Raw genomic sequence first — 21572 nt, forward strand, 5'->3', positions numbered from 1 at the left:
TATTCGACTCACAGCCATGTGCATCATATATTTGACAGGCGGCCATGGGCAAGGCAATCTGACACTATCATTTATGCCATTGAAAGCTGATCATGCCGCAATATCGTTCCCGAACCACCACCCACGGCCGCAACATGGCTGGCGCACGCGCCCTGTGGCGCGCCACCGGCATGAAAGATGGCGACTTCGACAAGCCTATCATCGCCGTCGTCAATTCCTTCACCCAATTCGTGCCGGGTCACGTGCACTTGAAAGACCTGGGCCAGCTGGTCGCGCGTGAAATCGAAGCGGCCGGCGGCGTCGCCAAGGAATTCAATACCATCGCGGTCGACGACGGCATCGCCATGGGCCACGGCGGCATGCTGTATTCGCTGCCGTCGCGCGACCTGATCGCCGATTCGGTCGAATACATGGTCAACGCCCATTGCGCCGATGCGATGGTATGCATCTCGAACTGCGACAAGATCACGCCGGGCATGCTGATGGCGGCGATGCGCCTCAATATCCCGGTGGTCTTCATTTCCGGCGGCCCGATGGAAGCGGGCAAGGTGATCAAGGTGGTCGACGGCGCCCGCAAGATCATCAAGCTGGACTTGATCGATGCGATGATCAAGGCCGGCGACAGCAGCGTCAGCGACGCCGACGTGGCCGAGATCGAGCGCGCCGCCTGTCCGACCTGCGGTTCCTGTTCCGGCATGTTCACCGCCAATTCGATGAATTGCCTGACCGAGGCACTGGGCCTGGCGTTGCCGGGCAACGGTACCATCGTCGCGACCCACGCCGACCGCAAGGAACTGTTCTTGAAGGCGGGCCGCCTCATCGTCGAACTGGCCAGGCGCCATTACGAGCAGGACGATTATTCGGTCTTGCCGCGCAGCATAGCCACCAAGGCCGCCTGGGAAAACGCGATGGCGCTCGACGTCTCGATGGGCGGTTCGACCAATACCGTGCTGCACTTGCTGGCCGCCGCGCATGAAGCGGAAGTCGCATTCACGATGGCCGACATCGACCGCATTTCGCGCAACGTGCCTTGCCTGTGCAAGGTCGCGCCGATGACCGACAAATACCATATCGAAGACGTGCACCGCGCCGGCGGCATCATCGGCATCCTCGGCGAACTGGCGCGCGCCGGCTTGCTCGATACCAGCTTGCCGACCATCCACAGCCCGACCTTGGCCGACGCGATCGCCAAATACGACATCAAGCGCAGCGACGATCCGGCGGTGCATCAATTGTTCCGCGCCGCGGCCGGCGGCGTGCCGACCCAGGTCGCGTTCTCGCAGTCGAGCCGCTTTGAAAGCCTGGACGACAACCGCAGCACCGGCTGCATCCGCGACAAGGAACATGCGTACTCGAAAGATGGCGGCCTGGCCGTGTTGTACGGCAACCTGGCCGAAAAGGGGTGCATCGTCAAGACCGCCGGCGTCGATGAATCGATCCTGACATTCAGCGGCAAGGCGCGCGTGTTCGAAAGCCAGGATGCGGCGGTCGAAGCGATACTGGCCGATGAAGTCCATGCCGGCGACGTCGTCATCATCCGCTACGAAGGGCCGAAAGGCGGCCCGGGCATGCAGGAAATGCTGTACCCGACCTCCTATATCAAATCCAAGGGGCTCGGCAAGGCGTGCGCCTTGCTGACCGACGGCCGCTTTTCCGGCGGTTCGTCCGGCCTGGTGATCGGCCACGCGTCGCCGGAAGCGGCCGAAGGCGGCGCGATCGGCCTGGTGCAGGAGGGCGACATGATCGACATCGACATTCCGAATCGCCGCATCGGCTTGCGCATCAGCGATGCCGAACTGGCCGCACGCCGGGCCGCGATGGAAGCGAAGGGCGCCGACGCCTGGCTGCCGGTCAAGCGCGAGCGTTTTGTGTCGCAGGCGCTGCAGGCGTATGCGGCGCTGACCACCTCGGCCGACCGCGGCGCGGTGCGCGACCTGTCGCAGCTGAAACGCTGAGGCGGCATGGCCGCGCCGCCGGAGCGATCTTCGGCGGCGCGCTCATTTGCGCTTGTCGAAGGTTTGCCTGATGCGGTCCTTGCGCCGCTTGTCATCGACATCGTGGGCCTTGCGCTTGTCCAGTCCCAGCATCGGCTCGATGAATTCAAACCACAGGAAGGCGGCCAGCATCAGGCCGACGATCCACCACCACGACAGCGCGGCGAAACGCCATACTTCAAAGTAGCGTAAAAGACACAGTGCGAGGATGGCAAAAATGACAGGCATGGCCGGCTTCCGGTAGGCAAGGGAGAGAACTTACATCATCTTACAAACAAAAGTGCCGCCGGGCCAGTATTACGGCACAATGAGTCAACCTTGTCGGACAGCGCATCGTTGTGGCCTTGAGCGGTGCAAATTACCGCCAGTGCAAAACACGGTAAAATGCGGCGAGCAGTAGTAACTTTGGAGAAAACAATGAAACGTTCCATCTTGGTAGGTGTATTGACGATTTCCGCATTCGCGTCGCAAGCGGCGCTGGCCGATGCCGGCGGCGACCTGGCGAAAGCAAAAAGCTGCATGGCTTGCCATGCGGTCAGCAGCAAAGTGGTGGGCCCGGCTTTTAAAGACGTGGCGGCCAAATACGCGGGTCAAAAAGACGCCGAAGATAAACTGGCGGCAAAAGTCATGAAGGGTGGTTCCGGCGCCTGGGGCGCGATCCCGATGCCCGCCAATCCGCAAGTGAGCGAAGCTGAAGCCCATACGCTGGTGAAATGGGTGTTGTCGCAGAAATGAGCTGACAATGACCTTCGACGGTTAAAAAACGCGCAGACCCTGGTCTGCGCGTTTTTTTTTGTCGGCGCCATCTTGCGCATGCCAGCGTGTTCGAGTTAAGTTGCTGAGTGGTAACAGTAATGGATTACCTGGGTAGAAAACCACAACCCGTCTTGATGGACGGGGCCACTTTACGGGAGAAAAAAATGCAAAGAACAATAGGTAGCATGCTGTGCATGGCGCTGGTCGGCGGCATGCTTGCCGGCTGCGGCGGCGGGACTGCCGGGAATGGCGGCAATACGGTCCTGCAATCGGCATCGGCGCAAGCGGGAGTCGCGGCCGTCGCCGTGCCCAAGAGCTCGACCAAAAAAATCTATATGCACATGATGCCGTGGTTCGAAACCAATGCCTCGTCGGGCAACGGCGCGTGGGGACAGCATTGGACCATGGCGAATCAAAATCCGAACATCGTCGATGCAAACGGAAAACGCCAGATCGCCTCGCATTATTATCCGCAAACCGGGCCCTACGCTTCCGGCGATCCCTATATCATCGAATATCAATTGCTGCTGATGAAGTATGCCGGCGTCGATGGCGTATTGATCGACTGGCCAGGCAGCCAGAACGTGTGGGATTATCCTAAAAATCGGCAAAACGCCGAGGCCATCGTGGCGCAGACCGCAAAGATGGGCCTGAGCTTTGCGATGGTCTATGAGGATCACAATATCGGCATGGCGTATGACGCCGGGCTGATCCCCAACAAGATGGCGGCGGCTCAGCAAGACATCGCTTACCTGAAGTCCCGCTACACCACGCAAAGCAACTACATTCAAATCAATGACGCGCCGCTGATCCTGGATTTCGGGCCGCAAACCTTCGTCAACGGGGACGACTGGAGCACTATCTTTTCGACCTTCCCGAAACCGCCCACGTTCCTGACGCTGTGGTACCAGGTTGGCCAGGCTGGCGCCAGCGGCAAGGGGGAATTCGCATGGATTTATTTCGACGGCATGGCGGGCCTGGATAATTTCTACAGTAACCACCCGTTGAATCTCAAGTTCGGTATCGCGTATCCTGGATTTAATACCTTCTATGCGGCCGGTAACTGGCAAGGCCCGACCTGGACATTGCCATACGGTTCGACATTTGCGACGACGCTCAATAAAGCGCTTGCCGCCCCCGGCGTCGACAATATCCAGGTCGCAACCTGGAATGATTATGGCGAAGGCACCATGGTCGAACCGACGCGGGAGTTTGGCTACAGCTATTTAACAACGATGCAGCAAGCGCTCGGCGTGAGCTCGAATCAAAGTGAATTGCAATTGATCTATGCCTTGTACCAGAAGCGAGTCCAGTATGCCGGCAATGCGGCGCAACAGCAAAAACTGAGCAACGCAGCCAATTATCTGGCCGCGCATCAGGTGTCGCAGGCCGCCGCGATCATCAACGCAATGTAGCTCCGGATCGGGTCGTAAAAAAAGCGCGCCGGCGGTAGCCGGCGCGCTTTTTTGCGCGGCAGCCTGCACAGGGCTGCCGTTCCGCAACGACTTACTTGACCACTTCGATCTTGGTCTTCTTGCCGCCTTTGTAGGTGAACAAGGTCACCGCGCCATCCTTGATGTCGCCATACTGGTCGAACGTGATCAAGCCGGTCACGCCCTGGTATTTGACCTTGGCCAGGAAGGGCAGGTATTTGGCCGGTTCGGCCGATTTGGCGTCGGCCATGGCGGTGGCCATGGTCATCACCGCATCGTAGACATACGGCGCATACAGCTGCACGTCGGCATTGTATTTTTTCTTGTAGCGGGCCTGGAAGTCGTCCATCGCTTTTTGCTGGTCGCCGGTCACGCCGCCAGCTTCCGCGCAAGTGACGACGCCTTCGCCGATGCCGTCGCCGGCCAGTTTGGCCAGCGGCTCGGTGCACAGGCCGTCGCCGCCGAGGAACTTGGCCTTGATGCCCAGCGCCTTCATCTGGCGCAACATCGGGCCGCCGACCGAATCCATGCCGCCGAAGAACACGGTATCCGGCGCCTTGCTCTTCAGCGAGGTCAGGATGGCGTTAAAGTCGGTCGCGTTGGCGGTGGTGAATTCCTTGCCGACGATTTGTGCGCCCTTGGCCTTGGCGCCCTTCAGGAATTCATCGGCCACGCCCTGGCCGTAGGCGGTGCGGTCGTCGATCACGGCGACTTTCTTGGCTTGCAGCTTTTCAACCGCATAAGCGCCCAGCGTGCCGCCCAGCTTGCTGTCATTGGCCAGCGAGCGGAATGCGGTATTGAATTTTTGCTTGGTGTATTGCGGATTGGTCGCGGCTGGCGAGATTTGCGGGATGCCGGCGTTGAAATAAATGCGCGACGCCGGGATGGTGGTGCCGGAATTCAAGTGACCGATCACGCCGTTGACCTTGGCGTCGACCAGTTTTTGCGCTGCGGCCGTGCCCTGTTTCGGATCGGCCGCGTCATCTTCCGACAACAGCACGAATTTGACGGCTTTGCCATTGATCTGGAAGCCTTTGGCGTTCAAGTCCTCGATCGCCATCTTGGCGCCGTTTTCATAATCCTTGCCCAGGTGGGCACTGGCGCCGGTGATCGGCGCGACGCTGCCGATCTTGACGACTTCCTGGGCAGAGGCGCTGCCGGCGAATGCCAGGGCGATAGCCAGCGGGATGAATTTGGTCTTGAGCAGCATAAAACATTCTCCTATTAGTATGTATAGAAGCGGTGCCTGGTCGGCACCGCCGGATTTATTTTGAGCATTCAAACTGGGTTTCAGCTTGATACAGGGCAGAACGGTACAACAAAACAGGGAGCGCGCAAAGCGCGATTTGGCGCTTTTTGACATTCGTGGCGACAATTACCACGGATGTGCGCTATTCATCGCCGATAGAGCGCTGTTCACACCAAAAAGAAGCGCAATAGCGAAAAATATGCTTATAAAAACCGCCGCGCCGGCGCTATTACTTGACTACTTCGATCTTGCTCTTTTTACCGCCCTTATACGTGTACAAGGTGATCGCGCCATCGTTGATGTCGCCGTAGCGGTCGAACGACACCAGCCCGGTCACGCCCTGGTATTTGACCTTGGCCAGATAGGGCAGGTAGCGCGCCGGCGCGGCCGATCTGGCATCGGCCATCGCGCTGGCCATCGTCATCACCGCATCGTAAACGTAGGGCGCATACAGCGGTGCGGTGCTGTCGTATTTCTTTTTATAGCGGGCCACAAAATCATCCATGACTTTTTGCTGCGCACCGGTGACGCCGCCGGCTTCCGCGCACGTGACGACGCCTTCGCCGAGCGCATCGCCGGCCAGTTGCTCCAGCTGTTCGGTGCAGACGGCGTCGCCGCCGATGAGTTTGGCCTGTATGCCCAGCGTCTTCATCTGGCGCAGTATCGTGCCGGCGATCCCATCGTAGCTGCCTAAAAAGATCGTGTCGGGATGCTTGCCCTTGATCGACGTCAGGATGGCGCTGAAGTCGCTGGCATTGATATTGGTGAATTCCCGGCCGACGATTTGCGCGCCCTTGCTTTTTGCGCTTTTGATAAATTCATCGGCCAAGCCCTGGCCATAGGCGCTGCGGTCGTCGATGACGGCGATTTTCCTGGATTGCAATTTCGCGACCGCATACGCGCCCAGCACGCCGCCCAGTTTTTCATCGTTGGAGATCGAGCGGAATGCCGTGTTGAATTTTTGCCGGGTGTATTGCGGGCTGGTCGCGGCCGGAGAAATTTGCGGAATCCCGGCGCCGAAGTAGATGCGCGATGCCGGGATGGTGGTGCCGGACGTGGCATGGCCGATGACGCCGTTGACTTTGGCGTCGACCAGTTTTTGCGCCGTGGCGGTGCCCAGTTTCGGGTCGCCGGCGTCATCTTCGGACAACAGCATGAACTTGACGGCTTTGCCATTGATCTGGAAGCCTTTGGCATTTAAATCTTCGATTGCCATTCTGGCGCCATTCTCATAATCCTTGCCCAGGTGGGCGCCGGGGCCGGTCAGTGGCGCGACGCTGCCGATGGTGACGATTTCTTGCGCAGCGGCGCTGCCGGCCGCCGTCAGCGCGAAGGCAAGGGGAATGAGTTTGGTGTGCAACGACATCGGGATCTCCGGATAGGTGGCAATACAGCTGCGACCGGGTAATGTGGCCGCCATAGTATGCTGTCAGTTTGACAGTAGTTTCCACAGTACAATAAAACCGGAGGGAATTCAAAGCATATAACAGTGTTTCTTACATTTGGTAGCAATCCTGTTCAAGCAGGCAGCCGCGCGCCGGGCTATCAAGCGCGGCGCGTGCGCTGGCATGTGCTTATTTAACCACGTCAAGCTTGGTCTTTTTGCCACCGGTAAAGGTGTACAAGGTCAGCGCCGGGTCCTTGATGTCGCCATACGGGTCGAACGTCACCAGGCCGGTCACGCCCTGGTATTTGACCTTGGCCAGGAAGGGCAGGTATTTGGCCGGTTCGGCCGATTTGGCGTCGGCCATGGCGGTGGCCATCGTCATCACCGCGTCATAGACGTAAGGGGCGTACAGTTGCACGTCGATGTTGTATTTCTTTTTATAACGGGCCTGGAAGTCTTCCATCCCTTTTTGCCGGTCTTCGGTGACGCCGCCCGCTTCGGCGCAAGTGAAGATGCCGTCGATCATGCCGTCGCCGGCCAGCTTGGCCATTGAGTCGGTGCACACGCCGTCACCGCCCATGAACTTGGTCTTGATGCCGAGCGCCTTCATCTGGCGCAACAAGGGGCCGCCGACCGGGTCCATGCCGCCGAAAAAGACCAGGTCCGGACTCTTGCTCTTGATCTTGGTCAAGATGGCGTTGAAGTCGGTCGCATTGGCGGTGGTGAATTCCTTGCTGACGATTTGCGCGGACTTGCCCTTGGCGCTCTTGGTGAATTCATCGGCCAGGCCCTGGCCGTAGGCGGTGCGGTCGTCGATGACGGCGATTTTTTTGGCTTGCAGTTTTTCTACCGCGTAATGACCCAGCGTGCTGCCCATTTTATTGTCGTTGGCGACCATGCGGAACGCGGTATTGAATTTTTGCCGGGTGTATTGCGGGTTGGTGGCCGATGGCGAAATTTGCGGGATGCCGGCATTGAAATAGATGCGCGAGGCCGGGATGGTGGTGCCGGAGTTCAAATGGCCGATGACGCCATTGACCTTGGCGTCGACCAGCTTTTGCGCGGCCGAGGTGGCTTGTTTCGGGTCGCCGGCATCGTCTTCGGACAACAGCACGAACTTGACGGCCTTGCCATTGATCTGGAAGCCCTTGGCATTCAAGTCTTCGATGGCCATCTTGGCGCCGTTTTCATTATCCTTGCCCCATTGGGCGGTCGGGCCGCTGATTGCCGCGACGTTGCCGATCTTGACGACTTCTTGTGCGCTGGCGCTGCCCGCAAAAGCCATGGCGATGGCAAGTGGAAGGAATTTGGTCTTGAACAGCATTAACATTCTCCTGTGGTGGCTAGGGTAGCTATTTTTGTGGCGCCGCCTTGATATAGCGGTTTTTAAAAATATGCCAAGGCCAGAACGTTACAACTAAACGGGCGCCGTGCAAAGCACGATTTGCGGTTTTAGCAACGTTGACACGCAGAGAACTTACTTTTTCAGCGTTTTCAGCTGCATCAATTCTTCGCTGACGGCGCCGCTGACGATTTGTTCCATGGTTTCTTGCAAGCCGTTGCGGATGTCGCCGCTCAAGTTGTCCAGCGCCTGCCGCAGCACCTGGGCCATGCACTGTTCGAGCACGAAGTCGATTTTTCCCTGCAGTTGGCGCAAGATCCGCTCGGTCAGGCGTTGTTCCAGCAGCGCCCATTGCTGTTCATCCCAGCGGTGCAATGTTTCGCTTTCCAGTTGTCCGGCGCAATCGGCGGGTGGCGCCATGGCTGCCGCATTGGCTGCCATCTCGGCTGCCGGCTCCGCGGCCTCCGCTACGGCACTGAGTACTTCGGTCAATACCGGGATACTGGCGTCGAACACCGGCTGGTTCATGTTTTGCCTGCGACAAAGTGGGTGGGCTGCCAGGATTCCCGCTTGTAAAACGCATAGCGTTTGCGGCCGGCCTCGGCGTCCTGTTCTTCTTGCGACACGATTTCAAACACGCGCTGGAATTGCCCGAAATGGGCTGGCGTGTGCGACGACAGGTTGATCAGGATATCGTGGTGCGGCAAGGGGACGGTGGTGTCGTCGCTGTCGGTCAGCACGATCGGCGTGTGGGGCGCCAGCGCATCGCCGGCCAGCACATGCGGCAGGTAATCGGTGTCGGACAAGGTCCACAGCGCGCCATTCAAGGCCGCCAGTTGCTGCGCATCCTCGGCCAGCAGCACCACCTGATTGCGGGCCAGATAGGCTTTACGGACCAGGCGGCAGGCGTAGGCGATCTTGTCGGGGACGTTGGTATGGAAATCGATGCGTGTCATATAAGAATAAAAGTGTCCGGGCGCGCTATGGTTAAACCGCTGTTATTAATTTTACACCTGGTCCGGCGTTAAAACTGAAAATTTGGCGGGGCGTTCAACGGTGGCGGTTTTTGCGATGGCAAGTCGTCCGGTTCAGGCTGGACTGCCGGCGCGGCGGCCGGCAGCGGCGGCGCGGCCGGCACGGTGGCCGCTGCTCGGTAGCCGGGCGGCAAGCGGCGTTGCGCCGGATAACTCGCGGCGCTCAAGGCCGCATTCCACGCGCTGGCCTCGAAACCGCTGTGTTTATCATTGCCAACCAGCAGCAGCGGCAATTTGCCGGCGCCGCCGGCCCGGTTCAGCGCGGCCAAGTCGGCCGAACTGTCGACGGTTCTTTCCTGGAACGGAATGCCGCGCGCCTGCAACAGCGCGCGGCCCTGGTCGCACGCGTCGCACTGGTTGCCGGTGTACAACACCACCGGGTGGCGCTTGACGGCGTCGGCCAGCGCGTACGGCAAACCGTTTGGCTCCGGCGCACTGTTATCGCCGGGCCGGACCTTGACCTTGGAAACGGAAGGCGGCGGGGGCGTGTCGCTGAAATGCCGGACGCCCTTGTCATCCTTCCATTCATAGACCTGGGCGCCGGCCGCCGCCGCTGCACATAGCAGCAACAGCAGCGGAGCCGGTTTCCAGGACATCTTCATTCCTGCGCGGTCAAGCCGCCATGCCGCTGTGGCGCAGCAAGGCGTCGATGCTCGGTTCGCGGCCGCGGAAGGCGGTGAATGATTCCAGCGCCGGCCGCGAACCGCCGACCGCCAGGATTTCTTGCTGGAAGCGTTTGCCGGTTTCAGCCGACATCACGCCGCCGCCCAGCGCGGCCGCTTCTTCAAACGCGCTGTACGCGTCGGCCGACAGCACTTCGGCCCATTTGTAGCTGTAATAACCGGCCGCGTAGCCGCCGGCGAAGATGTGGCCGAAGGCATTCTGGAAGCGGTTGTAGGCTGGCGGTATCATCACCGAGAACTTGCGCCGCACGTCGTCGATCACTTCCTGCACGGTCTTGCCGCTGTTTGGATCGTAGTCGTAGTGCAAATGCATATCGTGCAGCGAAAACTCGACATGGCGCAGGGTTTGCAGGCCGGACTGGAAGTTCTTGGCTGCCAGCATCTTGTCGTACAGTGCGCGCGGCAGCGGTTCGCCGGTCTTGACGTGGGCCGTCATGTGTTCCAGCACTTCCCATTCCCAGCAGAAATTTTCCATGAATTGCGACGGCAATTCGACCGCATCCCATTCGACGCCGAGGATGCCGGACACGCTGATTTCATCGATCTGTGTCAGCATGTGGTGCAAGCCGTGGCCGAATTCGTGGAACAGCGTGATCACTTCATCGTGCGTGAACAGCGATGGCTGCAGTGCGCCGTCGATGACGGCCGGTTCGGTGAAATTGCAGGTCAGGTAGGCCACCGGGGTTTGCAGCTTGCCGTCCGGCATGCGGCGCCGGCCGCGCGCGTCGTCCATCCACGCGCCGCCAGCCTTGCCGGCGCGCGCGTACAGGTCGAGGTAGAACTGGCCGACCAGCTCGCCATCGCGTTCGATGCGGTAGAAGCGCACCGATGGATGCCAGGTGCTGGCCTGGTCCGCGACGATGGAGACCGAGAACAGGCTTTGCACCACGCGGAACAGGCCGGCGATGACTTTGTGTTCAGGGAAGTATTGTTTGACTTCTTGGGCCGAAAAAGCGTAGCGGCGTTCTTGCAGTTTTTCCGACGCGTACGGCATGTCCCACGCGGCCAATTCGGCCAGGCCCAGTTCTTCGCTGGCGAAGGCGCGCAATTCGGTCAGGTCCTGTTCGGCGTACGGGCGCGCGCGGGTGGCCAGGTCTTCCAGGAAGGCGATCACCTGTTCCGGGCTTTGCGCCATCTTCGGCACCAGCGACACTTCGGCGAAGTTTTTATAACCGAGCATCCTGGCTTCTTCGTCGCGCAATCTCAGCAAGGTGCTGATGTTGGCCCCGTTGTCCCATTTATCTTTTTCGCTGAAATCGACGCCCATGTCGGACGCCTTGGTGGCGTTGGCGCGATAAATGGTTTCGCGCAGCGAGCGCTGGTCGGCGAATTGCAGGATCGGGTAATACGAGGGGAAATGCAGGCTGAACTGATAGCCTTGCTTGCCGTCTTTTTCGGCGGCGGCCCGGGCCGCGTGCCTGACGTCGTCCGGCAAGCCGGCCAGGTCGGCTTCGTCGGTCACCAGCAATGTATAGTCGTTGGTGGCGTCTAGCGTGTTTTCGGAAAAACGGGTCGAGGTGGCCGCGTGTTCTTCCTGGATCTCGGCAAAGCGTTCTTTCTTGTCCGCTGGTAATTCGGCGCCGCTCAGGCGGAAGCCGCGGATCGCCTGTTCGACGATGCGCTGGCGGGTGGCGCCCAGGGTGGCGAATTCCGGGCTCGCTTGCAGCGTCTTGAATTTGTCGAACAATACTTCGTTCTGGCCCAGCTCGGTCCAGAATTCGGTGACCTTGGGCTGGTTTTCATTGTAGGCGGCGCGCAATTCAGGCGTATCGACCACGCCATTCAAATGGTTGACGATACTCCAGGCCCGGCCCAGAGTTTCTGAAACGTCATCTTGCGGCGCAACAAAATTGTCCCAGGTGACTTGCTCGGCGGGGCTGACCAGCCGCGCCACGGTGGCCCGCGCCTGTTCCAGCAAGGTGTCGATGGCCGGGGTGACGTGTTCCGGCTTGATGGCATCGAAACGCGGCAAGCCCGAGAAATCCAGCAAAGGGTTTTGAGTAGTCATCAGTGTTTCCATTTGGTCATGTGGGGCGCCCGCTTGCTGCGCCCCGCTATATTAGTAAGCCCCGTATCAGATCCGTTCCGCCGCTTCCACCGTGTTCATCAGCAACATGGTGATGGTCATCGGACCGACGCCACCCGGTACCGGGGTGATGTGCGAAGCGACTTCCCTGACGCCGGCAAAGTCCACGTCGCCGCACAGCTTGCCGGCGTCGTCGCGGTTCATGCCGACGTCGATCACGATCGCGCCGGGGCGCACCATGTCGGCGGTCAGCGTGTTGCGGCGGCCGACGGCGGCGACCACGATATCGGCGTTGCGGGTGTAATGGCCCAGATCCGGGGTGGCACTATGGCAGATGGTGACGGTGGCGTTGGCTTGCAAGAGCAGCAGCGCCATTGGTTTGCCGACCGTGTTGCTGCGGCCGATCACTACCGCGTGCTTGCCGCGCAGATCGACGCCGGTGCTTTCGATCAGTTTCATGCAGCCATACGGGGTGCAAGGGCGGAAGCCCGGCAAGCCGGTCAGCAATTCGCCGGCGCTCAATACGGAATAACCGTCGACGTCCTTGGTGGTGGCGATCGCTTCGATCACTTTGTGCGGGTTGATGTGTTTTGGCAGCGGCATCTGCACCAGGATGCCGTGGATGGCCGGATCGGCGTTCAGCGCGGCGATGCGTTCCAGCAAGGCGGCTTCGCTCAGGTCGGCTTCGTATTTTTCCAGTACCGAGTGGAATCCGACGTCGCCGCACGCCTTGACCTTGTTGCGCACATATACCTGGCTGGCAGGATCTTCTCCGACCAGTATCACGGCCAGGCCCGGCTGGCTGCCCTTGGCGGTCAGCGCGGCGGCGCGCGTGGCGATTTCGGCGCGCAGTTTTTGGGAGAGTTGGATTCCGTCTATCAATTGAGCTGGCATGGTATAGGCTGGTGGGATTGAAGAAAACGCCATTATAAGGTCTGGAGCCGGGCGCGATGATTTTTGCCTCTGCCACAAGATAGATTTTCTGCCAAAAAATGCGGCACTGCACCATTTTTCTCATAGGTGAATTCCACAATGTGAAAAGCTATACCGTAATTTGAAAAAGCAGGAATGACCTGTTAGAATCCCAGCACTAATCTACATTATTAGTAAATAATCAGCGAAATACCGTCCGACAGCGATCAGGAAATCGGGGTGGGGCGCTCACAAAAGGAGACTCAGCAGATGTCAGAGCAAATCAATCAGGTGACGGCGCAACCCGCCCTGGACCCGGATACGCAGGAAACCAAAGAATGGCTGGACGCGCTTGAAGCGGTGCTGGAAAATGAAGGCCCCGAGCGCGCGCACTACCTGATGGAAAAGCTGGTCGATCTGGCGCGCCGCCGCGGCTCGCAAATCCCGTTCTCCAGCAATACCGCCTACGTCAACACCATCCCGACCCACCTCGAAGCACACTGCCCGGGCAACCTGGAATACGAAGAGCGCCTGCGCTCGTGGATGCGCTGGAACGCGATGGCGATGGTGGTCAAGGCCAACCGCGCCGACGGCGACCTGGGCGGCCACTTGTCGAGCTTCGCCTCGCTGGCCAATATGCTGGGCATCGGCTTCAACCATTTTTGGCACGCGCCGACCCTTGATCACGGCGGTGACCTGCTGTACATCCAGGGTCACTCGTCGCCCGGCATCTACGCGCGAGCCTTCCTCGAAGGCCGCTTGAGCGAAGACCAGTTGCTGAACTTCCGCAAGGAAGTCGACGGCAAGGGCCTGTCCTCGTACCCGCATCCTAAATTGATGCCGGACTTTTGGCAGTTCCCGACCGTGTCGATGGGCCTCGGGCCGCACATGGCGATCTACCAGGCGCGCTTCCTGAAGTACCTGCACGCACGCGGCATCGCCAAGACCGACAACCGCAAGGTGTGGGCATTCTGCGGCGACGGCGAGATGGACGAGCCGGAATCGCTGGGCGCGATCGGCCTGGCCGCGCGCGACATGCTGGACAACCTGGTCATCGTGGTCAACTGCAACCTGCAGCGCCTGGACGGCCCGGTACGCGGCAATACCAAGATCATCCAGGAACTGGAAGGCGAATTCCGCGGCGCCGGCTGGAACGTCGTCAAGGTCATCTGGGGTCCGGGCTGGGACGCGCTGCTGGCGCAAGACAAGGAAGGCATCCTGCAGCAAGTGATGATGGATACCGTCGACGGCGAGTACCAGAACTTCAAGGCCAAGGACGGCGCCTACGTGCGCAAGCACTTCTTCGGCAAGCATCCGAAGCTGCTGGAAATGGTCGCCAACATGAGCGACGACGACATCTGGCGCCTGACCCGCGGCGGCCACGATCCGCACAAGATCTACGCCGCCTTCAAGGTCGCCCAGGAAACCAAGGGCCAGCCTACCGTGCTGCTGGTGAAAACCGTCAAGGGCTACGGCATGGGCAAGTCCGGCGAAGCGCGCAACACCGCGCACCAGACCAAGAAACTGGACGACGAGGCGATCCGCGAAATGCGCGACCGTTTCTCGCTGCCGATCCCGGACGACAAGCTGGCCGATATCCCGTTCTTCAAGCCTGCCGACGATGCGCCGGAAATGGTCTACCTGCACGAGCGCCGCAAGGCGCTGGGCGGCTACCTGCCGCAGCGCCGCCGGCAAGCGGAAGAAACCCTGCCGGTGCCGGCCCTGGACGTGTTCAAGAACGTGCTGGAAGCGACGCCTGAAGGCCGTGAAATCTCGACCACCCAGGCCTTCGTGCGCGTCATTTCGACGCTGCTGAAAGACCCGAACCTGGGGCAGCGCGTGGTGCCTATCCTGGTCGATGAGTCGCGCACCTTCGGCATGGAGGGCCTGTTCCGCCAGATCGGCATCTACAACCCGAAAGGCCAGTTGTACGAGCCGGTCGATAAAGACCAGGTGATGTACTACCGCGAAGACAAGGCCGGCCAGATCCTGCAAGAAGGCATCAACGAAGCGGGCGGCATGAGCTCGTGGATCGCCGCCGCGACGTCGTATTCGACCAACGACCGCATCATGATCCCGTTCTACACCTTCTACTCGATGTTCGGCTTCCAGCGCATCGGCGACCAGGTGTGGGCCGCCAGCGACATGCGCGCACGCGGCTTCCTGATGGGCGGCACCGCCGGCCGCACCACGCTGAACGGCGAAGGCTTGCAGCACGAAGACGGCCACAGCCATATCTTCGCCGCGACCATCCCGACCTGCATGCCGTACGATCCGACCTTCAGCCATGAAGTCGCGGTCATCATCCAGGACGGCTTGCGCCGCATGGTCGCCAACCAGGAAGATGTGTTCTACTACATCACGATCATGAACGAGAACTACGCCCAGCCAGGCATCAAGCCAGGCCAGGAAGCGGGTATCTTGAAGGGCATGTACAAGCTGCAGGAAGGTCAGGCCGACGCCAAGCTGCGCGTGCAGCTGATCGGTTGCGGCACCATCCTGCGCGAATCGATCGCCGCCGCCGAATTGTTGCAAAGCGACTGGGGCGTGGCCGCCGATATCTGGTCGGCGCCATCGCTGACGCTGGTGGCCCGCGACGGCCAGGACGCCGAACGCTGGAACATGGTCAACCCTAGCCAGCCGCAACGCGTGCCGTACGTCACGTCGCTGCTGCAGGACAGCCAGGGCCCGATCGTCGCCACCACCGACTACATGCGCGCATTCGCCGAACAGATCCGCGCCTTCATGCCGAAGGGCCGCACCTATAAAGTGCTGGGCACCGATGGTTTCGGCCGCTCGGACAGCCGCGAGAAACTGCGCGAGTTCTTTGAAGTGAACCGTTATTATGTGACGGTCGCGGCATTGAAATCGCTGGCCGACGAAGGCAAGATCGAGGTTGCGGTGGTGGAGCAGGCGATTGCCAAGTACGGCATCAACGCCAACAAGCCAAATCCGGTGACCCAGTAATCGTTTTTGCGGGCTCCCTGACAACCGTGCCGTGCGGCGTAATAACGCCGCGGCCGGCTGCAGGGAGCCTTTCTGACACTATAAGAACGGAGCACACGCTATGAGCATTGTGGAAGTGAAAGTCCCGGATATCGGCGATTTCAAGGAAGTGGAGATCATCGAACTGATGGTCAAGGTTGGCGATACGATCAAGGTCGATCAATCCCTCATCACCGTCGAATCCGACAAGGCCAGCATGGAAATTCCATCGAGCCACGCCGGCGTCATCAAGGAAATCAAGGTCAAGGTCGGCGAGAAAGTCGCCGAAGGTTCGCTGTTGCTGGTACTGGAAGCTGAAGGCGCCGCAGCAGCGCCGGCTACCGCACCGGCTACCGCGCCGGCTGCCGCACCGGCTACCGCTCCCGCCGCCGCGCCAGCGCCAGCCGCAGCAGCGCCTGCGGCCGCTGCTCCTGCGCCAGCCGTTAGCGGCGGCCTGGTCGAAGTCAAGGTGCCGGATATCGGCGACTTCAAGGAAGTCGAAGTCATCGAACTGATGGTCAAGGTGGGCGACACCGTCAAGGTCGACCAGTCGCTGGTGACGGTGGAATCCGACAAGGCCAGCATGGAAATCCCGTCCAGCCACGCCGGTGTCGTCAAGGAACTGAAAATCAAGGTTGGCGACAAGGTCGCCGAAGGCAGCCTGGTGCTGGTCCTGGAAGCCAGCGCTGGCGCACCCGCCGCCGCGCCAGCCGCCGCACCGGCTCCGGCTGCCGCCGTCGCGGCCCCGGCCGCTGCCGCCCCTGTCGCCGCCGCGGCGCCTGTGGCTGCCCCTGCGCCAGCCGCCGCGTCTGCCGTCAACGGCAAGCTGGCGCACGCATCGCCATCGATCCGCAAGTTCGCGCGCGAACTGGGCGTCGAGCTGGCCCGCGTGGGCGGTTCCGGTCCGAAAGGCCGCATCACCCAGGAAGACGTGCAGAATTTCGTCAAGGGCGTGATGTCGGGCGCCGTCGCCGCGCCAGGTGCTGCCAATGCGGCGCCGGTCGCCAAGGCCGGTTCCGGCGTGGGCCTGGACTTGCTGCCATGGCCGTCGCTGGACTTCAGCAAATTCGGCGCCACCGAATTGCTGCCGCTGTCGCGCATCAAGAAAATCAGCGGCCCCAACCTGCACCGCAACTGGGTCATGATCCCGCACGTCACCCAGTTCGACGAAGCCGACGTGACCGACCTGGAAGCGTTCCGCGTCGACACCAACGCCGCCAACGCCAAGAACAAGGATGCCGCCAAGCTGACCATGCTGGCGTTCGTCATCAAGGCGTCGGTCGCCGCGCTGAAGAAATTCCCGGCATTTAACGCTTCGCTGGACCCCAAGGGCGAAAACCTGATCTTGAAGCAGTACTACAACATCGGCTTCGCGGCCGACACGCCGAACGGCCTGGTGGTTCCTGTGATCAAGAACGCGGACCAGAAGAGCGTGACGCAAATCGCCAGGGAAATGACCGATTTGTCGCTGCAAGCGCGCGAAGGCAAGCTGAAACCGGCCGACATGCAGGGCGCCAGCTTCACCATCTCGTCGCTGGGCGGCATTGGCGGCACGCATTTCACGCCGATCGTCAATGCGCCGGAAGTGGCCATCCTGGGCCTGTCGAAAGCGTCGATCAAGCCGGTATGGGACGGCAAGGCCTTCCAGCCGCGCCTGATGATGGGCACCTCGCTGTCCTACGATCACCGGGTGGTCGACGGCGCGATGGGCGCGCGGTTCTCGGTGTACCTCGGCGAAGTGCTGGCCGACATGCGCAAAATTCTGCTGTAAGGAGCGATTGATGAGCACAGTAGAGGTAAAAGTACCGAATATCGGCGACTTCAAGGAAGTCGAAGTCATCGAACTGATGGTCAAGGTGGGCGACACCATCAAGGTGGACCAGTCGCTGATCACCGTGGAATCGGACAAGGCCAGCATGGAAATTCCTTCGACCCACGCCGGCGTGGTCAAGGAATTGAAGATCAAGGTCGGCGATAAAGTCGCCGAAGGCAGCGTGCTGCTGGTGGTCGATGCGGCTGGTGCCGATGCAACTGCCCCGGCACCAGCCGCTGCTGCTGCGCCTGCACCGGCAGCAGCACCTGTTGCTGCGCCAGCGGCCGCGATCGTCCCGGCCGGCAATTACAGCGGCCAGGTCGATATCGATGTCGACATGATGGTGCTGGGCGGCGGTCCCGGCGGTTATTCGGCGGCGTTCCGCGCGGCCGACCTGGGGCTGAGCACCGTCATCGTCGAGCGTTATGTAACGCTGGGCGGGGTCTGCCTGAACGTCGGCTGCATCCCGTCGAAAGCGCTGCTGCACGTGGCGTCGGTGATCGACGAGACGGCGCATATGTCCCACACCGGCGTCACGTTCGCCAAGCCGGCCATCGACATCGACCAGGTGCGCAAGTACAAGGAAGGCGTGATCAAGAACATGACCGGCGGTCTGGCCGGCATGGCCAAGGCACGCAAGACGCAAGTGGTCACTGGTGTCGGCCAGTTTCTGAGCGCCAACCACATCGAAGTGACGGCTGCTGACGGCACCAAGAAGGTTGTGCAGTTCAAGCAGGCCATCATCGCCGCCGGTTCGTCGGTGGTCAAACTGCCGTTCGTGCCGGAAGATCCGCGCATCGTCGATTCGACCGGCGCGCTGGAGTTGCGCCAGATCCCGAAACGCATGCTGGTCATCGGCGGCGGCATCATCGGCCTGGAAATGGCGACGGTGTACTCGACCTTCGGCGCGCGCATCGACGTGGTTGAAATGATGGATGGACTGATGCAGGGCGCCGACCGCGATGCGGTCAAGGTCTGGCAAAAGTTCAACGAAAAACGCTTCGACAACATCATGACCAAGACCAGGACGGTTGCTGTCGAAGCCCTGCCGGAAGGCATCAAGGTCAGCTTTGAAGCAGCGGAAGCGGGCGCCACCGCGCCTGCGCCGCAGCTCTACGACCTGGTGCTGGTGGCCGTCGGCCGCAGCCCGAACGGCAAGAAACTGGCCGCCGACAAGGCTGGCGTGCAAGTGACCGACCGCGGCTTCATCAATGTCGACAGCCAGATGCGCACCAACGTGCCGAACATCTTCGCCATCGGCGACCTGGTCGGCCAGCCGATGCTGGCCCACAAGGCGGTGCATGAAGGCCACGTTGCCGCTGAAGCGGCGGCAGGCCAGAAGTCGCACTTCGACGTCAAGGTGATTCCATCGGTGGCCTACACCGATCCGGAAGTGGCATGGGCCGGCATTACCGAAGACGAAGCGAAAGCCAAGGGCATCAAGGTCGAGAAGGGCCACTTCCCTTGGGCCGCTTCCGGCCGCGCCGTGGCCAATGGCCGCGCCGAAGGCTACACCAAGCTGCTGTTCGACGCGGAAACCCACCGCATCGTCGGCGGTACCATCGTCGGCACGCACGCCGGCGACATGATCGGTGAAATCGCGCTGGCGATCGAGATGGGCGCCGACGGCACCGACATCGGCAAGACCATCCATCCTCACCCGACGCTGGGCGAATCGATCGGCATGGCGGCCGAAGTGTACGAAGGCGTGTGCACCGATTTGCCGCCGCCGCGCAAGCGCTAAGCTGTCAGCAGCATAGAAAACCGGGACCGCCGCCAGGCCGTCCCGGTTTTTTTACGTCCCCGGCAGTTGATTTCACCAATCGAAGAGTCCGCGGGGATTGATATTTCAACGTCGTGTAGATTGGAGAGTATTGCCCTACGGTAAAAGTGTGAAAATTCTTTCTCCAGGGATTTTATATTGCCAAGCTGTTGATCAGTCATTGCCAACCGCCGTGTATCGGTCGTGCTTCCGGACCAGGGCTCAACAATGTAGCTTTTCCCCAAGCCCGTGATGGATACCACAAGCCGTAGGATCATGAAAAAATTTACCGCGCTCCATATCTCCGACGCGAAGCTCAGGCGCAGCGATTTCCAGCAAGAGGGCATCTGCGCGCTGTTCGCCGATATCGCCGCGTACCGCGCCAGCGGCCAGCACATCGATGCGATTTTCTTCAGCGGCGAACTGGTGGCGCGCGACGCGGCTCCCGATTCCGGTGGCGGCGCCACGCCAGCCTATGTGTATGAACAATTCCTGCGCCCGGTGCTGCAGGCGGCCGCGTCGCCGGGCATGCGCTTTTACCTGGTGCCGGGCGGCCGCGCGCCGGGCGGGATCCGGCAGGACAGTTTTGGCGGTACCGGCTTCAGTTTTTTCTCGACCCTGGCCGAAGCTGGCGCCGGGCAGCGGGCGCACTACAAGAATATCCACGCGGTGTTCCACGGGCATAAACAGGCCGACAGCGCAGTGTCGCTGATGAATGCGCTGGGAGTTTTATATAAAAGCAATCCCGGCGGCCTGTGCCGGTCTGAAGGCTGTTTTCCCGCGTATGCGCTGCTGGAGTTCAATGCCGAGCCGGAACCGCGCTGGACCGTCGCGCTGCGGGTCTACGATGAGCAGCGCAACGATTTCCGGGCCACCTCGGTGTACACGCCGAACGGCAAGGAAACCTATCGCATGGATGCGGAATATGTGTTTGCCACCTTGTTGCCGCGTATTAATCCGGCCGATGGCTACATCGATGGCTTGCTGGGCAAGCCGAATCCGGGGCTGCCTGCCGATGAGACGGTTCCAGGTGCCACGGCGGCGCGCGGCTTCCTGATCGAGCTGGCGCTGTGGCTGTTCGAGGCGGACCGGCTGGCCTTGCAACAATCCGAGCTGGAACGTTTCGCCAGCGATTATTGCGCCGTGGCCGGCATGTGCTGGAGCGCCGAAGTGTTGCTGGACAGTTTGTACCAGAATGGCTTGTTGCTGAAAACAGATGGCCAGGTGGCGTTTCAGTTTGATTATTTCCGCACTTTTTTCCTGGCGCAGCGCTTTGAAACATCTAGCGACCTGATGCGTTACGGGCTGGCGCAAGCGAGCGGGCCGGACGCCGATCCGGAATCCGCAACGGAATCCTTGCCGGCGTCCGGCCTGGCGCTGCCCGGCATGCCTTACCTGAGCCGCAGCATACCAGCTGACCTGATCAAGACTTGAGGGTGCCCTTGAAGAACAGGTCCAGTCCCTGTTCCGCGTTGCGGCGCGATTCCTGGTCGCTCGGCATATGGGTCGACGGGAACAGCAGGCGCGACATTTGATCGCCCATCAGGCAGTTGATCAGGTGCAACGCCAGCATGTCGACCGGCACTTGTTCGCGGAAATGGCTGCGGATGGCGGGCCGGCTGAAAAAGCGTATCAATAATTCGCGGGTCTGGCCCGGGCCGACCTTGTGGAAGGTCAGCGCCAGTTCCGGCGAGGCTTCCGCCTCGGCGACCACCATCCGGTTCAGGCGCACCGCTTCCGGCTTGTTGATCAGCCTGACGAAGCGCAGCGCAAAATCGCCCAGTATCTCTTGCATCGGACGGCGATCGGCATCCATCGCCGTCATCGTCGAGAAATAGGCCGAACGGCGCCGTTCCACCACCGCATTGAACAAGCCGGCCTTGCCGCCGAACTTGACGTAAATCGTACGTACCGCGACGTGCGCTTCGCGCGCGATGCTTTCCAGGCTGACCTTGCCGTAACCATGTTGCAGGAACAGGCAACCGGCCGTATCGAGCAAATGTTCGAGGCGCGCTTCCTGGTCGGCGGCGCGCGGGCGTCCGGCCGGCTTGCTGGCGCAACAGAATTCGGGATCTGACGCCGGCGCCGGTGTGCTGTCGGTGGAAATCGGGTCGGCCACGTCCGGCTGGGCATGATCCGACGCGTCATTTTTGCGGCTGGCTAATGACATGTCTCTGCGATCTGTACTTGTTGTGA

Annotated in this window: 17 protein-coding genes; 7 read left to right on the forward strand and 10 right to left on the reverse strand. The window is 60.8% G+C overall.

Features of this window, described 5'->3' with window-relative positions:
- Nucleotides 1-92: 92 nt before the first annotated feature.
- Complete coding sequence (ilvD, locus tag GJA_RS05125) at nt 93-1955, forward strand: dihydroxy-acid dehydratase (protein ID WP_038489444.1); 1863 nt, start codon at nt 93-95, stop codon at nt 1953-1955.
- A 42-nt stretch (nt 1956-1997) separates the two neighbouring features.
- On the opposite strand, the gene GJA_RS05130 is transcribed toward ilvD, so the two are convergent.
- Nucleotides 1998-2222: a TIGR04438 family Trp-rich protein gene (locus GJA_RS05130; protein ID WP_038489446.1), complete on the reverse strand. Its 225-nt coding sequence runs from the start codon at nt 2220-2222 to the stop codon at nt 1998-2000.
- Nucleotides 2223-2411: 189 nt separating this feature from the next.
- On the opposite strand from GJA_RS05130, the gene GJA_RS05135 reads away from it, so the two are divergent.
- A complete protein-coding gene (locus GJA_RS05135) occupies nt 2412-2729 on the forward strand; it encodes a c-type cytochrome (RefSeq protein ID WP_038489450.1) in 318 nt (105 codons plus the stop codon).
- A 185-nt stretch (nt 2730-2914) separates the two neighbouring features.
- Nucleotides 2915-4165 (forward strand): glycoside hydrolase family 99 protein, encoded by a 1251-nt coding sequence (locus tag GJA_RS05140; protein WP_144241428.1) that lies wholly within the window; start codon nt 2915-2917, stop codon nt 4163-4165.
- A 91-nt stretch (nt 4166-4256) separates the two neighbouring features.
- Here the strand turns inward: GJA_RS05140 and GJA_RS05145 are convergent, their stop codons facing one another.
- The 8 genes from GJA_RS05145 to folD form a co-directional block, all read right to left on the reverse strand.
- The gene (locus tag GJA_RS05145) at nt 4257-5393 is read right to left on the reverse strand and encodes a branched-chain amino acid ABC transporter substrate-binding protein (RefSeq protein ID WP_038489453.1); all 1137 of its coding nucleotides are present in this window, start codon (nt 5391-5393) and stop codon (nt 4257-4259) included.
- A 268-nt stretch (nt 5394-5661) separates the two neighbouring features.
- Nucleotides 5662-6798, reverse strand: a complete 1137-nt coding sequence (locus GJA_RS05150) for a branched-chain amino acid ABC transporter substrate-binding protein (protein ID WP_038489456.1) — start codon at nt 6796-6798, stop codon at nt 5662-5664.
- Nucleotides 6799-7006: 208 nt separating this feature from the next.
- Nucleotides 7007-8143 carry a branched-chain amino acid ABC transporter substrate-binding protein gene (locus GJA_RS05155; RefSeq protein WP_038489460.1) on the reverse strand — a complete coding sequence of 379 codons (1137 nt, stop codon included), beginning with the start codon at nt 8141-8143 and terminating at the stop codon, nt 7007-7009.
- Nucleotides 8144-8296: 153 nt separating this feature from the next.
- Complete coding sequence (locus tag GJA_RS05160; RefSeq protein ID WP_038489463.1) at nt 8297-8689, reverse strand: hypothetical protein; 393 nt, start codon at nt 8687-8689, stop codon at nt 8297-8299.
- Nucleotides 8686-9117: a DNA polymerase III subunit chi gene (locus GJA_RS05165; protein ID WP_038489466.1), complete on the reverse strand. Its 432-nt coding sequence runs from the start codon at nt 9115-9117 to the stop codon at nt 8686-8688. Before GJA_RS05165 ends, GJA_RS05160 begins: the two co-directional genes overlap by 4 nt.
- Before the next feature lie 68 nt (nt 9118-9185).
- Nucleotides 9186-9791: a glutaredoxin family protein gene (locus GJA_RS05170; RefSeq protein ID WP_144241429.1), complete on the reverse strand. Its 606-nt coding sequence runs from the start codon at nt 9789-9791 to the stop codon at nt 9186-9188.
- Between the two features lie 16 nt (nt 9792-9807).
- Nucleotides 9808-11886, reverse strand: a complete 2079-nt coding sequence (locus GJA_RS05175; RefSeq protein WP_038489471.1) for a M3 family metallopeptidase — start codon at nt 11884-11886, stop codon at nt 9808-9810.
- Between the two features lie 66 nt (nt 11887-11952).
- On the reverse strand, nt 11953-12798 hold the full coding sequence (gene folD / locus GJA_RS05180) for a bifunctional methylenetetrahydrofolate dehydrogenase/methenyltetrahydrofolate cyclohydrolase FolD (protein WP_038489473.1): 846 nt from the start codon (nt 12796-12798) through the stop codon (nt 11953-11955).
- A 288-nt stretch (nt 12799-13086) separates the two neighbouring features.
- Between folD and aceE the strand changes: the two genes are divergently transcribed.
- From aceE to GJA_RS05205, 4 genes are all read left to right on the forward strand, one after another.
- A complete protein-coding gene (gene aceE / locus GJA_RS05185) occupies nt 13087-15783 on the forward strand; it encodes a pyruvate dehydrogenase (acetyl-transferring), homodimeric type (RefSeq protein WP_038489476.1) in 2697 nt (898 codons plus the stop codon).
- Between the two features lie 100 nt (nt 15784-15883).
- Complete coding sequence (gene aceF, locus GJA_RS05190) at nt 15884-17572, forward strand: dihydrolipoyllysine-residue acetyltransferase (protein WP_038489479.1); 1689 nt, start codon at nt 15884-15886, stop codon at nt 17570-17572.
- Between the two features lie 10 nt (nt 17573-17582).
- Nucleotides 17583-19358 carry a dihydrolipoyl dehydrogenase gene (lpdA, locus tag GJA_RS05195; RefSeq protein WP_038489482.1) on the forward strand — a complete coding sequence of 592 codons (1776 nt, stop codon included), beginning with the start codon at nt 17583-17585 and terminating at the stop codon, nt 19356-19358.
- Nucleotides 19359-19652: 294 nt separating this feature from the next.
- Entirely contained in the window at nt 19653-20810 is a 1158-nt protein-coding gene (locus tag GJA_RS05205; protein ID WP_038489488.1) for an STAND family AAA ATPase, read from the forward strand.
- Here the strand turns inward: GJA_RS05205 and GJA_RS05210 are convergent.
- Entirely contained in the window at nt 20800-21546 is a 747-nt protein-coding gene (locus GJA_RS05210; RefSeq protein WP_081905260.1) for a TetR/AcrR family transcriptional regulator, read from the reverse strand. The two genes, GJA_RS05205 and GJA_RS05210, sit on opposite strands and share 11 nt — an antisense overlap.
- Nucleotides 21547-21572 lie beyond the last annotated feature (26 nt).

Origin of the sequence: Janthinobacterium agaricidamnosum NBRC 102515 = DSM 9628 (assembly GCF_000723165.1) — a bacterium.
GTDB lineage: Bacteria > Pseudomonadota > Gammaproteobacteria > Burkholderiales > Burkholderiaceae_D > Janthinobacterium > Janthinobacterium agaricidamnosum.